The 13,621-nt window shown below is 56.6% G+C and carries 13 protein-coding genes; 11 read left to right on the forward strand and 2 right to left on the reverse strand.

Annotated features, from left to right (window positions below):
- Positions 1 to 1,484, reverse strand: a 1,484-nt coding sequence (locus tag G5253_RS16860; protein ID WP_421203793.1) for a multidrug ABC transporter permease/ATP-binding protein, incomplete at its 3' end; no start/stop codon positions are given.
- An 82-nt stretch (positions 1,485 to 1,566) separates the two neighbouring features.
- Positions 1,567 to 3,663, reverse strand: coding sequence for a TonB-dependent siderophore receptor (locus G5253_RS16865; RefSeq protein ID WP_421203795.1), 2,097 nt, complete (start codon positions 3,661 to 3,663; stop codon positions 1,567 to 1,569).
- 396 nt (positions 3,664 to 4,059) lie between these two features.
- On the opposite strand from G5253_RS16865, the gene mioC reads away from it, so the two are divergent.
- The 11 genes from mioC (at position 4,060) to atpA (ending at position 13,613) form a co-directional block, all read left to right on the forward strand.
- Complete coding sequence (gene mioC, locus G5253_RS16870; RefSeq protein WP_270905864.1) at positions 4,060 to 4,509, forward strand: FMN-binding protein MioC; 450 nt, start codon at positions 4,060 to 4,062, stop codon at positions 4,507 to 4,509.
- 508 nt (positions 4,510 to 5,017) lie between these two features.
- Complete coding sequence (mnmG, locus tag G5253_RS16875) at positions 5,018 to 6,907, forward strand: tRNA uridine-5-carboxymethylaminomethyl(34) synthesis enzyme MnmG (protein ID WP_421203797.1); 1,890 nt, start codon at positions 5,018 to 5,020, stop codon at positions 6,905 to 6,907.
- 21 nt (positions 6,908 to 6,928) lie between these two features.
- Complete coding sequence (gene rsmG, locus G5253_RS16880) at positions 6,929 to 7,555, forward strand: 16S rRNA (guanine(527)-N(7))-methyltransferase RsmG (RefSeq protein ID WP_041202839.1); 627 nt, start codon at positions 6,929 to 6,931, stop codon at positions 7,553 to 7,555.
- A gap of 26 nt (positions 7,556 to 7,581) precedes the next feature.
- Entirely contained in the window at positions 7,582 to 8,385 is an 804-nt protein-coding gene (locus G5253_RS16885) for a ParA family protein (protein ID WP_005357226.1), read from the forward strand.
- A complete protein-coding gene (locus G5253_RS16890) occupies positions 8,382 to 9,290 on the forward strand; it encodes a ParB/RepB/Spo0J family partition protein (RefSeq protein ID WP_005342343.1) in 909 nt (302 codons plus the stop codon). Before G5253_RS16885 ends, G5253_RS16890 begins: the two co-directional genes overlap by 4 nt.
- A 190-nt stretch (positions 9,291 to 9,480) precedes the next feature.
- The gene (locus G5253_RS16895) at positions 9,481 to 9,891 is read left to right on the forward strand and encodes an ATP synthase subunit I (RefSeq protein WP_216952492.1); all 411 of its coding nucleotides are present in this window, start codon (positions 9,481 to 9,483) and stop codon (positions 9,889 to 9,891) included.
- A gap of 8 nt (positions 9,892 to 9,899) precedes the next feature.
- Complete coding sequence (gene atpB / locus G5253_RS16900; RefSeq protein WP_216952488.1) at positions 9,900 to 10,682, forward strand: F0F1 ATP synthase subunit A; 783 nt, start codon at positions 9,900 to 9,902, stop codon at positions 10,680 to 10,682.
- A gap of 58 nt (positions 10,683 to 10,740) precedes the next feature.
- Positions 10,741 to 10,983: a F0F1 ATP synthase subunit C gene (gene atpE / locus G5253_RS16905; RefSeq protein WP_005307205.1), complete on the forward strand. Its 243-nt coding sequence runs from the start codon at positions 10,741 to 10,743 to the stop codon at positions 10,981 to 10,983.
- Positions 10,984 to 11,038: 55 nt separating this feature from the next.
- A complete protein-coding gene (atpF, locus tag G5253_RS16910) occupies positions 11,039 to 11,509 on the forward strand; it encodes a F0F1 ATP synthase subunit B (RefSeq protein ID WP_204480536.1) in 471 nt (156 codons plus the stop codon).
- A gap of 13 nt (positions 11,510 to 11,522) precedes the next feature.
- Positions 11,523 to 12,056, forward strand: a complete 534-nt coding sequence (gene atpH, locus G5253_RS16915) for a F0F1 ATP synthase subunit delta (protein ID WP_204480539.1) — start codon at positions 11,523 to 11,525, stop codon at positions 12,054 to 12,056.
- A gap of 15 nt (positions 12,057 to 12,071) precedes the next feature.
- Positions 12,072 to 13,613: a F0F1 ATP synthase subunit alpha gene (atpA, locus tag G5253_RS16920; protein ID WP_216952485.1), complete on the forward strand. Its 1,542-nt coding sequence runs from the start codon at positions 12,072 to 12,074 to the stop codon at positions 13,611 to 13,613.
- Positions 13,614 to 13,621: the final 8 nt, after the last annotated feature.

The raw sequence follows: 13,621 nt of genomic DNA on the forward strand, positions 1-13,621 counted from the left end.
ATCTCCTTGAGGCGCGGCAACAGCAGCTGATAGAAGATGCGGCGGAACTGGGGATCCTGATCCGCGGCCCACTCGTCAAACAGCATCACCTCGCGCTGCTCGGCCAGCGCCAGCAGCAGAGCGACCCGCTTGCGCTGCCCTTGGGAGAGCTCTATATCGGCGATAAAGCCATCCTCGATGGTGAGCTTGCTGCCCATCTGCAACCGCTCCAGCCACTCGGCCACCAGCTCATCCTTGGGTTCCGGCCCCAGCAGGTGCTGGAACAGGTGATAGTCGGTGAAGATGGCGGAGAAGAGCGCCAGATAGCCGTTGCGATCGGTGATCGGCTCACCATCCAGCAGGATCCGGCCCGATACCGGCTGGTAAAGGCCGGTCAGCAGCATGGCCAGCGTCGACTTGCCGGAGCCATTGCCACCGATGATGAAGATCTGCTCCCCCTTTTCGATGACCAGATCGATGGGGCCAACGGCAAAACCGCCCTCCCCCTGATAGTGAAAGCTCACCTGCTCCAACTCGATACGCTGCCAGGGGCGGATGGCGGGCGGCAGCGGGAAGTCCGCATCCGGCTCGGCCAGATTGAGGGCGGCGATCTTGTCGAACGCCACCTGAGCGGCAAGCAGGGTCGGCAGGGCGCCAATCCCCTGCAACAGCGGGGTGCGCAGGAACAGCAAGGTCAGCGCGAAGGTGGCTGCCACATTGGTGTTGGCCCAGCCAAGGCCGTTGGCCAGAAAGAAGACCAGACCGATCGCCCCCAGCATCATAATATTCGACCAGTTCACCGCGCTCAGGTGATAGGTGTCGGCGCGAATGATCTGCTGGCGGTAGTCACGGGCATTTTGCTCATAGAGCTGGTGGTAAACGAAGTGAGCCCGCTCGCGGTTGAGCGCCAGCTCCTTGCTGCCCGCGATGATGGCCTGATAGTTCTGATAGAGCCGATCTTCGGCCTGACGCATGTGGGAGAGATGGCGATAAACACGGTTCACCAGCAACCAGCCCACCACCATGGTGACGGTGACCCAGAGCGCGGTCACCCCGAGCAGGGCCGGAGAGAGCCAGCCAAGATAGAGGGCAGAACCCAGCGTGAGCACCAGCCCCTGCACAAGCTCAGGCAGGCGCACGAAGGCGATGGTGATCTGGCCGATATCGCTGGAGAGGGAGGCCAGCAGTGGCCCCTGACCAATCTGGCGGATGCGGGCGACATCGGTATCCAGCAGTTGCTTGAGCAGACGGCCGCGCAACCGGTAGACAAAATGGTGACCGAGAGTGGTCAGGGCCAGCTGAGATCCGAGTGTGATCACCAGCAGCAACACAATCAGGCCGACCAGCTGACCGAGGATCGGCAGCGGATCACCTATAGATTCGATTAGAGACTGATTGATAAAAGCAATGACGCCAATCCCGCTGACGGCACTGAGCAGACTGAGCAGGGTGATGGCGATAAAGGGCCAACGATATTGGCGATAAACCAGAGACAAGAGTTCCATAACGGACCGGTATTCCAGAGAGATCAGAACAACTGCGGGTGATGAAAAGAAGGGCGGGAGTCTGGGTCCCGCCCGACTTCGATTACCAGCGGTAGTTGATGCTGCCCACTACGCTGCGCGGCTCGCCGTAGTAGCAGTAGTAGTCACAACTGGCCACGTAGGTTTCACCCAGCAGGTTGTTGACGTTGAGCTGGGCACGCCAGTTCTTGGCAAAGTCATACCCGATCATCGCATCCCAGACGGAATGGGCCGGCACCTCGGCAGAGCCGTAGATGGGGGTGTAGTCCGCATTCACGGCACCAATACCCACGCTGGAACCGATATAACGCACACCGGTACCCAGCTCCAGACCCGAAGCAACCCCTTGCTGCACCTTGTAGTTACCCCAGAAGGAGGCCTGGTGGCGCGGGATCAGGCTGGCACGGCGATCGCCACTGCCGGTATCGTTGGTTTTGGCATCTGTGTAGGTATAAGCAGCGGTCAGACGCAGCGCATCGGTCACCTGCACGCTCCCTTCCAGCTCAATCCCCTGAGAGGTCACTTCACCCGCCTGGGTCTGCTGGCCGGAACCGGTAGAGACCAGCGAGTTGCTCTGGGCCAGATCGAACAACGCCAGATTGATGTAACCGTCGAGGAAGGCAGGCGCATACTTCACGCCGGTCTCGTAGAGCTTGCCCTTGAGCGGCTTGTAGGAACTCTTGGTGTTGGGATCGATCCCCGGCAGCACCTCGAACGACTCGGCATAGGCAAAGTAGGGAGAGAGGCCGTTGTCGGCCAGATACATCAGGCTGCCCGAGAGGGATAGCTCGTGATCGTACTGGCGCTCGTCCTTGCTGGTATTGGTATTGTGGGTCTCCACATAGTCAAAACGGCCACCGGCAGTCAGCAACCAGCGATCGTCCCAGCGGATCTGGTGCTGGGCATAGAGACCGCTCTGGCCCTTGCTGCTCTTCTGGTGAGTGGCGGTCGACTCATCAAAACCAGGGAAGCCGCTGTAATCCGGGTTCATGGTATTGATGGTGCCCATACCGTAGTTGTCGGCCTCGACCCCTTCATTGACATGACGCTGCAGATCAACCCCCAGCAACAAGGTCTGCTCGGTGCTGTCGGTGTTCCAGTAGCCCACCATCTGGTTATCCATAGTGGCACTCTTGGTATTGCCATCGCGGTAAACCAGGCCACGACTGGCGGTTGTGCCTTCATAGGTCGGGAAGATATAGGTCTGGCGCAGCAGCAGATCGTTGTAGTTGAAGCGGACGTTCTGCTTGAACTCCCAGGTCTGGTTGAGCTGGTGGGCCAACTCATAACCGGTGGAGATCTGGGTATTGCGGTTGCGATCGTAATCCGGCTGGCTCAGGTTGGTGGAGGGATCAATCTGGCCACCTGACGAATTCAGAGTGCCATAGACAGGGAAGAAGCCGTTGGTCGGGACCCCTTCGTCATGCAGGAAACTGGCCAGCAGGGTCAGGCTGGTACGATCCGAAAGATCGAAGGTGACGCTGGGCGCCAGATAAACCCGATCGTTGTAAGTACCGGTAAGCACACCATCACGCTCTTTATAAAGAGCAACCATGCGGTAGCGGCTGTCGTCGGAGAGCGCGTCAGAGACGTCCACCCCGACCTGACGATGATCCCGGCTGCCAAGCTGCAGATCCACCTGCCCTTGCGACGTGGCGGTCGGCCGCTTGCTGATGACATTGATCACCCCGCCCGGAGGCGCCTCACCGTAAAGGATCGAGGCTGGCCCCTTCAGCACTTCCACACTCTCCAGACCGAACGGTTCCGGCGTCCAGACGTAGTAGCCGGTGCCAAACAACCGGTTGCCATCCAGATAAGAGGCGGCATCGAAGCCACGCACCTTGAACCAGTCGGTGTTGTTGTCTGAGCCATAGAGGCCGGTCAATACGCCGGAACGGTAGCGAATCGCTTCATCCAGCTGCAACACGGCGTGCTGATCCAGTTCCTCGCGATTAACCACGGAGACGGCGCGAGGGGTCTCGGCCATCGGCACTTCCACCTTCATGGCCGTACCTGTCACCACCATGGTTTCGCTGGCTTTGGGCAGCTCAGCGGTGGTTTGTTCAGCCATCAGCGGCAGGGAGACGAGCAAACCGGAGAGCGAAAGCACGCCGAAGGCGCCCTTCTTGCCGGGTCCTGTAGTGTATTTTTGCGCAATCATATTAAAGTCTCGTTTATCAATGAGTTATGTTGTTTTAATTGTTATTTGTGGTCGTTTGTCACGACATCACCCTGTTCCATGGGCGAATAAAGCAGCGCAATCCTACTACAGGAGCCGTGATCGAATCGATTCAATAATTGCTAATCATTTGCATCTACATTGTTATCTAGCTGCATCGTTGGCAGGATTTCGCGGGAGATGGGAGCCATCAGGAGAGCTATGAGCGGAGAAGAAAATGGAGAGGAATATCAAGAAGCAGAAAAAAGATCGGCAGGATGGATCCGGTGGCATTATCTGACTGGATCCATTATCCCCAAGCTTTATCCATATTTATCCACACCCTTTGGCGGTAGAATCCGGCTTTCCGTTTCTTTGTCTGAAATCAGGATCCATTCCATGGCCAAACTCAATCTCGTCGTCGGCTCCATGCTGGGCGCCGCCGAATATGTCGCAGACCACGTCGCCAACCTGCTGGAACAGGCTGGCCACCAGACCCGGATCCACAACCCGGCCAAGCTGGCAGAGGTGCTGGATGATGCGGGATCCATCCTGCTGGTGGTCACTTCCACCCATGGTGCCGGGGATGTGCCCGACAACCTGCAACCCTTCGCCAAGGATCTTGCCGAGCAGCATCCGGATCTTAATTCATTGAAATATGGCGTGATCGCCCTTGGTGACAGCAGTTATGACACCTTTTGCCAGGGCGGCAAGACGCTGGATCGGCTGCTGGCCGAGTGCGGAGCCAGCCGGATCGGCGAGCGACTCGACATCGATGTGACCCAACACGAGATCCCCGAAGATGCCGCAGAAGTGTGGATCCGCGACTGGATGACGCTGATCGCCTGATCAGAGTGCGGGAGATCCTGAAAAAAAGCTTGATCTCCCCACTTATCCCCAGATCGACTATCCACCATGTTATTAACAGATTGATCCGGGGGAGTTGTTCTACAATGTTACCCACAACGCCCAGGGGTAATGTGCATAACTACGGTGTAAAGCTCTGCAAAACCTATAGTTATCCATGTATTAGATCCAGACCGACAGACCTCTGTGTATAAAAGTCCTGGTTATCCCCTCGTTCACCGGGCCAGGATCCAAGCTTTTCCACAAGCTAGGATCGTCTTTAAATTAATGATCTTTATGATCAAAAAGTGCTTATCAACAGAAAGGGCGGATCCTAATAAGAGATCCAGTAAAAGATCGATCTAAAGATCCTTAAGATCTAATTAGTGGATCCTCCCTTCATACTGAACGTTAAGTAGACGTTCCCCTCAGGACGCGAAACAGATAGAATGTTCCGCCCTTTAGCCCAGGCAAATAAAGATCTTCAGGCGTGCAGATCAAGGTGATCCCAATGCAATACCATGAACAATTTGATGTGATCGTCGTCGGTGGCGGTCATGCCGGAACCGAAGCAGCAACAGCGGCAGCCCGTATGGGCATGAACACCCTGTTGCTGACCCACAATATCGATACGCTGGGACACATGTCCTGTAATCCGGCGATCGGCGGGATCGGCAAGGGACACCTGGTCAAGGAAGTTGACGCACTCGGCGGGATCATGGCGCGTGCAATCGATCTTGGCGGGATCCAGTTCCGCACCCTCAACTCCTCCAAGGGCCCGGCGGTGCGAGCTACTCGTGCCCAGGCGGATCGCCTGCTCTACAAGGCCGTCGTTCGCCAGATGCTGGAGAACTACCCGAACCTGAAGATCTTCCAGCAAGCCTGTGACGATCTGATTATGGACGGGGATCGTGTTGCCGGTGTGGTCACCCAGAGCGGGATCCGCATCAGTGGCAAGACAGTGGTGCTGACGGTCGGTACCTTCCTGAACGGTTTGATCCACATCGGAATGGAAAACTACAAGGGCGGCCGTGCCGGGGATCCTCCCTCGATCGCCTTGGCCCAGCGCCTGCGCGAACTGCCGCTGCGCATCGATCGCCTCAAGACGGGCACCCCGCCGCGCATCGATGCCCGCAGTGTCGATTTCTCCGTCATGCAGGAACAGCATGGCGACGATCCGCGCCCCGTCTTCTCGTTTATCGGCAATGCCAGCCAGCATCCCCGTCAGGTGCCCTGCTACGTCACCCACACCAACGAGCGTACCCACGAGGTGATCCGCAATAACCTGGATCGCAGCCCCATGTACGCCGGGGTGATCGAAGGGATCGGCCCGCGCTACTGCCCGTCGATCGAAGACAAGATCACCCGTTTCGCCGACAAGACAGCGCACCAGATCTTCGTCGAGCCGGAAGGCCTGACCACCCACGAACTCTATCCGAACGGGATCTCTACCAGCCTGCCGTTTGACGTGCAGGTGCAGATCGTCCGTTCTGTGCGCGGCTTCGAGAACGCCCACATCACCCGCCCCGGCTATGCCATCGAATATGATTTCTTCGATCCGCGGGATCTCAAGGCCAACATGGAGAGCAAGTGCATTCCAAACCTGTTCTTCGCCGGCCAGATCAACGGCACGACCGGCTACGAAGAGGCGGCGGCACAAGGCCTGATGGCCGGCCTGAACGCGGCCCTGCGTGCCCAGGACAAGGATCCCTGGAATCCTCGTCGGGATCAGGCCTACATGGGTGTGATGATGGATGATCTCTCCACCCTGGGGACCCGCGAGCCTTACCGCATGTTCACCAGCCGCGCCGAATATCGCCTGCTGCTGCGGGAAGACAACGCCGATATCCGCCTGACCGCCATCGGTCGCGAGCTGGGTCTGGTGGATGACGAGCGCTGGGGCAAATTCAACGCCAAGATGGAACAGGTCGAGCTGGAGCGTCAGCGTATGCGTTCAACCTGGATCCACCCGCAACATCCGTCACTGGAAGCGGTTAACGCCCTGGTCAACACCCCGCTGACCCGCGAACAGAGTCTGGAAGAGCTGCTGCGTCGCCCCGAGGTAACCTATGATGCGCTGATGGCCATCGAAGGTGTCGGCCCTTCCGTGACTGATCCTGCCGCGGCCGAACAGGTTGAGATCCAGATCAAGTACGCCGGTTACATCGAGCGTCAGCACGATGAAGTGGAAAAGCAGCTGCGCAACGAGAACACCTTGCTGCCGCTGGATCTGGACTATCGCGAGGTGAACGGCCTCTCCAACGAGGTGAAAGCCAAGCTGAACGATGCCAAACCGCAGACCATTGGTCAGGCTTCCCGCATCTCCGGCATCACCCCGGCGGCCATCTCCATCCTGCTGGTTCACCTGAAAAAACACGGCCTGCTGCGTAAAACCGCCTGAGGATTCTTACCGTTGGAAAATATGCTGGAAAGATTGAACGGCCTGCTCATGCAGGCCGGAATTGTTATCACCGATACCCAAAAGAGCCAACTGGTGCAGTTGGTCGAGTTGCTGCACAAGTGGAACAAGGCTTACAATCTCACCTCGGTGCGAGATCCGGACGCCATGCTGGTCAAGCATATCCTCGATAGCCTGGTGGTAAGCCCCCACTTGCACGGTGAGCGCTTCATCGACGTGGGGACAGGTCCCGGCCTGCCGGGATTGCCGCTGGCGATCATCAATCCGGACAAGCAGTTCGTCCTGCTCGACAGTCTGGGCAAGCGGATCAACTTCATCCGTCAGGTAATCCAGGAGCTGGGTCTGACCAATGTGACGCCGGTCAAATCCCGGGTTGAAGAGTATCAACCCGAGGTGGGATTTGATGGTGTACTGAGTCGGGCATTTGCCTCGCTGGAGGACATGCTGAGCTGGTGTCACCACCTGCCGTCAGAACAGGGCTGCTTCCTGGCACTCAAGGGACAATATCCCGAGCAGGAGCTGGCCCAGTTGCCTGCCAATATCCGTCTGGTAGCCTGTCATGAGTTGCGGGTGCCGGAGCTGGAAGGCGAACGTCATCTGCTGGAATTCAAACATATCCAGCCCGAATAGGGTCGCAGTTTCATTTAGGGGATCGTGTGGGAAAAGTCATCGCCATAGCCAACCAGAAGGGTGGAGTGGGTAAAACCACAACCTGTGTGAATCTGGCCGCCTCCATGGCTGCCACCCGGCGTAAGGTGCTGGTGATCGATCTGGATCCGCAGGGCAATGCCACCATGGGCAGTGGTGTCGACAAGTATGATGTCGAGCGCACCGCCTATGAGCTGCTGATCGAGGATGCCCCCATCAGCGAAGTGATCATCCCCGAAACCACCGGGGGCTATCACCTGATTGCCGCCAACGCCGACGTGACCGCGGCTGAAATCCGTCTGATGGAATTTTTCGCCCGCGAAATCCGCCTGCGCAATGCGTTGGCCTCGGTGCGGGACAAATACGACTACGTCTTCATCGACTGCCCGCCCTCTCTCAACATGCTGACCGTGAACGCCATGGCCGCCGCCGACTCCGTGCTGGTGCCCATGCAGTGCGAATATTACGCGCTGGAGGGGCTCACCGCCCTGGTCGACACCATCAGCAAGCTGGCCGCAGTGGTCAATCCGGAGCTCAAGATCGAAGGGGTGCTGCGCACCATGTTCGATCATCGCAACCGGCTGGCCAATGATGTGTCCGATCAGCTAAAACAGCACTTTGGCGACAAAGTCTACCGCACCATCATTCCCCGCAACGTTAGACTGGCTGAGGCCCCGAGTTTCGGTGCCCCGGCCATGCACTATGACAAATCATCGGTGGGCGCCAAGGCCTACCTGGCACTGGCTGGCGAGATCCTGCGCCGCCAGGAGCAGGAACGTCAGGCGACCATCGCAGACCGAGAGAGCATATGACTCCGAAAAAACGTGGACTGGGCAAGGGGCTGGATGCCCTGCTCAGTACCAGCACGGCTGCCCGCCAGAAACAGGTGATGAGCGATCAACGTACTGAAGAGGCCATGGCCCCCACCAATCAGGGCGAGCTGCGCAAGCTGCCGGTGGAGTGGTTGCAGTCCGGCAAGTACCAGCCCCGCAAGGATATGTCCCAGGATGCACTGGAAGAGCTTGCCAACTCCATCCGCGCCCAGGGGGTGATCCAGCCCATCGTGGTACGCCCTCTCGGCGAACAATCCTTCGAAATCATCGCCGGTGAACGGCGCTGGCGCGCGTCCCAGCTGGCGCGGCTCGAGGTGGTGCCCTGCATCGTCAAGGATGTACCCGACGAGGCTGCCGTTGCCATCGCGCTGATTGAGAACATCCAGCGGGAAGACCTCAATGCCATCGAAGAGGCGGTCGCTTTACAAAGACTACTGACCGAATTCGAACTCACCCACCAGCAGGTGGCCGAGGCGGTGGGCAAGTCCCGCACCACGGTGACCAACCTGCTGCGTCTCAACCAGCTCAACGACGACGTGAAGCGTTTCGTCGAGCATGGCGACCTCGACATGGGTCATGCCCGAGCCCTGCTGGCCCTGAGCGGTCAGGCTCAGTCCGAACTGGCCAAGCTGGTTGCCCAGAAAGGGCTGACTGTACGCGATACCGAGAAGCTGGTGCAAAAAGCGCTTGAACCGGCAAAAGCCAGGGTCGAACCGGCTCGAGATCCTCAGATCGGCTATCTGGAGCGCCAGTTGGCAGAAAAAATAGGCAATCAGGTGCAACTTCAGCCTGGCAAGCGGGATAGCGGAAAGTTAGTAATAAGTTACGAGAATTTATCCGATTTGGACCGTATATTGGGCTATTTTGGCGTGTCAGAATCGTGATTCTTACGCTTTTTGTAGTAATAAAACATCCATTCCTTTTGATATGGCCATAACCTTGATTTGCCGCGGAAAGCCGCAAAAATTAAGGATTTTTGTCATATTGCAATAGCGGCCCTCAAGGGTATAATTTGACCGGCTTTAAGAGCTGTTAACATGGGGTCTTCGGATCCCGATTTTTTACAGTTCTGTAATGTTCAGGGGTAGGTTGGTGAAGCAGAAAATAGCCTTGGAAGGTTTTACGCTAGCCTGGGTTATGCTCGTTTGTCAGCTCATCCTGATCCTGGCGATGAGTGCTGTCTGGTTTTATCAGATTAGTGCCAGCGCCGGTTATTCCGCCCTTTACGGAGGGGGGATGTACTGGGTTCCTCAAGCCTTGTTTACTGTCTGGGTGCTGCGCCGCAAGGTGACAACCGAGAGTGTGGGCCTGGTTTTGCGGGACTTTTATGGTGGGGCTGGGATTAAGCTCGTTTCGACAGCAGGTCTGTTTGCTCTGTTGTTTGGTGCGAAAGTCGAGGTCGTTACCGTCTCGTTTTTTGCCACTTATATCCTCGCCCTCGTTGTACAGTGGATAGTCTCATTCACGCTTAACAACCACTATTAGGAAAACTCATGTCTGCAACCGGAGAAGTCCTGACTCCTCAGGGATATATCTCCCACCACCTGACCCACCTTCAAGTCGGGTCCGGGTTCTGGACGGTGAATATCGACTCAATGGTATTCTCCGTCGTGCTAGGCGCCCTGTTTATCCTGCTGTTCCGCAAAGTAGCCGTTAACGCTACCAGCGGGGTGCCGGGTAAGCTGCAGTGCTTTGTGGAGATGCTGGTCGAGTTTGTGAATGGTAACGTCAAAGACATCTTTCATGGTCGCAACAAGGTCATCGCACCTTTGGGGTTGACTGTGTTTGTCTGGATCTTCCTGATGAACCTGATGGATCTGATCCCCGTTGACTTTATCCCTCACGCTGCACAATTGATGGGTATTCCCTATCTGCGTGTGGTTCCCTCTGCTGACGTTAACATCACCATGTCCATGGCTTTGGGCGTGTTCTTCTTGATCCTGTATTACAGCATCAAGGTCAAGGGTATCGGCGGGTTTGTGAAGGAGCTGACGCTTCAGCCTTTCAACCACCCGGCGGCCATCCCGGTTAACCTCATCCTGGAAACTGTTACGCTGGTATCCAAACCGGTCTCTCTGGGTCTTCGACTGTTCGGCAACATGTATGCTGGCGAACTGATCTTTATCCTGATTGCGGGTTTGCTACCCTGGTGGTCACAGTGGATCCTGTCCGTGCCTTGGGCAATTTTCCACATCTTGATCATCACTTTGCAGGCATTCATCTTCATGGTTCTGACCATCGTCTATCTGTCGATGGCACAGGAAGACCATGGTTGATGCGACTCAAATAATCCTTTTTATACAATCAATTACATCTAAATAAATGGAGATCCTCATGGAAAACTTGAACATGGACCTGCTGTACATCGCTGCTGCAATGATGATGGGTCTGGCTGCTATCGGCGCTTCCATCGGTATCGGTATTCTGGGTGGCAAGTTCCTGGAAGGTGCTGCTCGTCAACCTGATCTGATCCCTGTTCTGCGTACCCAGTTCTTCATCGTAATGGGTCTGGTGGATGCGATCCCGATGATCGCCGTTGGTCTGGGTCTGTATGTGATGTTTGCGGTTGCTGGCTAAGTCGTTACGACATCTCCAGGCATAACCCATTAACTAACTAAAGAGGACATCGGCTGTGAATATCAACGCCACCCTCCTCGGCCAAGCAATTGCTTTTTTCTTCTTCGTTGTGTTTTGCATGAAGTATGTATGGCCGCCGCTGATGGCTGCCATCGAAGCCCGTCAGAAAGCTATTGCTGACGGTCTCTCTTCTGCCGAACGAGCCAAGAAAGATCTGGATTTGGCCAAGGCCAACGCCGTCGATCAGCTGAAAGAAGCCAAGCTGCAGGCTGCTGAAATCATTGAACAGGCCAACAAACGCAAGGCCCAGATCATTGATGAGGCAACTGTCGGTGCTCAGGCTGAGCGGGAAAAAATCCTGGCTCAAGGCCGTGCCGAGATTGAAGCTGAACGTCATCGTGCCAAAGAGGAACTGCGCAAGCAGGTTGCTGCTCTTGCCATTGCGGGTGCAGAGAAGATCCTGGCGCGCCAAATCGACCAGGCTGCCAACAGCGACATCGTCGACAAACTGGTAGCTGAACTGTAACGGGAACGGGGCTATGTCTGAACTGACTACAATCGCTCGCCCCTACGCCAAGGCTGCTTTCGAGTTTGCCGTTGAGCACAAGGCGGTTGATCAGTGGCTGGGGATGCTCAGCTTCGCTGCGGAAGTAGTGAAGAACGAGACCATCCACTCCCTGGTTAACGGCTCTGTGGCTGCCGACGAGCTGGCAAAACTGTTTGTCAGCATCTGCGGGGAGCAACTCGACGAGCATGGCCAGAACCTGATCCGGGTAATGGCAGAGAATGGTCGCTTGGGTGTGCTGCCGGCGGTCGTTGCCGAATTTGTGGTGTTCAAGTCTGAACTGGACAAAGAAGTTCAGGCTGACGTGATTTCGGCGATTGCACTGACCGACCAGCAGAAAGCCAATATTCAGGCTTCTCTGGAACAACGTCTCGCGCGCAAAGTGAAGCTGAATTGCAGCATCGACGCGTCCTTGATGGCCGGGGTGCTCATCAAGGCCGGTGATCTGGTTATCGACGGAACTGTCCGCGGCAAGCTGGATCGCATGGCTGACGCGCTGCAATCTTGATTGGGGTATTAGAGCATGCAACTGAATTCCACTGAAATCGCCGAGCTGATCAAGCAGCGCATTGCGCAGTTTGATGTAAAGAGCGAAGCGCGTAACGAAGGTACCATCGTCTCCGTGAGTGACGGTATCATTCGTATCCACGGCCTGGCCGATGCCATGCAGGGTGAGATGATCGAGCTGCCGGGCAACCGCTACGCTCTGGCATTGAACCTGGAGCGTGACTCCGTTGGTGCCGTAGTTATGGGTCCCTATGCCGATCTGGCCGAAGGGATGAAAGTAAAAGGTACTGGCCGCATTCTGGAAGTGCCGGTCGGTCGTGGTCTGCTGGGCCGGGTGGTCAACACCCTGGGTCAGCCTATCGACGGTAAAGGTCCGGTCGAGCACGATGGCTTCTCTCCGGTAGAAGTGATTGCCCCGGGCGTTATCGAGCGTAAGTCTGTTGACCAGCCTGTCCAGACCGGTCTGAAAGCCATCGACTCCATGATCCCTATCGGTCGTGGCCAGCGTGAGCTGATCATCGGTGACCGCCAGGTAGGTAAAACTGCCATTGCGATCGACACCATCATCAACCAGAAAGACTCCGGCATTAAGTGTGTCTACGTTGCGATTGGCCAGAAGGCCTCCACCATCGCCAACGTGGTGCGCAAGCTGGAAGAGCACGGCGCCCTGGCCAACACCATAGTAGTGGTTGCCTCTGCTTCCGAAGCGGCTGCCCTGCAATACCTGGCTCCGTATTCAGGTTGCTCCATGGGTGAGTACTTCCGTGACCGCGGTGAAGATGCCCTGATCATTTATGATGACCTGTCCAAGCAGGCCGTTGCATATCGTCAGATCTCCCTGCTGCTGCGCCGTCCGCCAGGACGTGAAGCATTCCCGGGCGACGTATTCTATCTGCACTCCCGTCTGCTGGAGCGTGCAGCTCGCGTCAACGACGAGTACGTAGAGAAGTTCACCAAGGGTGAAGTGAAGGGCAAAACCGGTTCTCTGACCGCGCTGCCGATCATCGAAACCCAGGCGGGCGACGTATCCGCGTTCGTTCCGACCAACGTGATCTCCATCACCGATGGTCAGATCTTCCTGACTTCCCAGTCTTTCAACGCCGGTATTCGTCCTGCGGTTGATCCGGGTATCTCCGTATCCCGTGTGGGTGGTGCCGCCCAGACCAAGATCGTCAAGAAGCTGTCTGGTGGTATCCGTACCGCGCTGGCCCAGTATCGCGAACTTGCTGCCTTTGCCCAGTTCTCTTCCGACCTGGACGATGCAACTCGCAAGCAGCTGGACCACGGTCAGAAAGTGACCGAGCTGATGAAACAGAAGCAGTACTCTCCGATGAGCGTGGCTCACCAGTCTCTGGTGCTGTTCGCCGCGGAAAAAGGCTATCTCTCTGATGTCGAGTTGAGCAAGATCCTCGACTTCGAAGCCGCTCTGCTCTCTTTCGCCGATACCCAGCATGCTGAGCTGATGGCTGAAATCAATGCCAAGGCTGACTACAACGACGCGATCGTTGGCAAGCTGACTGCGTTGCTGGATGACTTCAAGGCAACCCAGACCTGGTAAGCGAGTGT

The organism is Aeromonas sp. 602658 (assembly GCF_049173005.1).
GTDB classification, from domain to species: domain Bacteria; phylum Pseudomonadota; class Gammaproteobacteria; order Enterobacterales; family Aeromonadaceae; genus Aeromonas; species Aeromonas veronii_A.

What these genes read in the sequence shown, in the direction of transcription:
- G5253_RS16865 (WP_421203795.1), bottom strand. Translation starts at nt 3,663, where the DNA reads ATGATTGCGCAAAAATACACTACAGGACCCGGCAAGAAGGGCGCCTTC.
- mioC (WP_270905864.1), top strand. Translation starts at nt 4,060, where the DNA reads ATGGCCAAACTCAATCTCGTCGTCGGCTCCATGCTGGGCGCCGCCGAA.
- mnmG (WP_421203797.1), top strand. Translation starts at nt 5,018, where the DNA reads ATGCAATACCATGAACAATTTGATGTGATCGTCGTCGGTGGCGGTCAT.
- rsmG (WP_041202839.1), top strand. Translation starts at nt 6,929, where the DNA reads ATGCTGGAAAGATTGAACGGCCTGCTCATGCAGGCCGGAATTGTTATC.
- G5253_RS16890 (WP_005342343.1), top strand. Translation starts at nt 8,382, where the DNA reads ATGACTCCGAAAAAACGTGGACTGGGCAAGGGGCTGGATGCCCTGCTC.
- G5253_RS16895 (WP_216952492.1), top strand. Translation starts at nt 9,481, where the DNA reads ATGTTCAGGGGTAGGTTGGTGAAGCAGAAAATAGCCTTGGAAGGTTTT.
- atpB (WP_216952488.1), top strand. Translation starts at nt 9,900, where the DNA reads ATGTCTGCAACCGGAGAAGTCCTGACTCCTCAGGGATATATCTCCCAC.
- atpE (WP_005307205.1), top strand. Translation starts at nt 10,741, where the DNA reads ATGGAAAACTTGAACATGGACCTGCTGTACATCGCTGCTGCAATGATG.
- atpH (WP_204480539.1), top strand. Translation starts at nt 11,523, where the DNA reads ATGTCTGAACTGACTACAATCGCTCGCCCCTACGCCAAGGCTGCTTTC.
- atpA (WP_216952485.1), top strand. Translation starts at nt 12,072, where the DNA reads ATGCAACTGAATTCCACTGAAATCGCCGAGCTGATCAAGCAGCGCATT.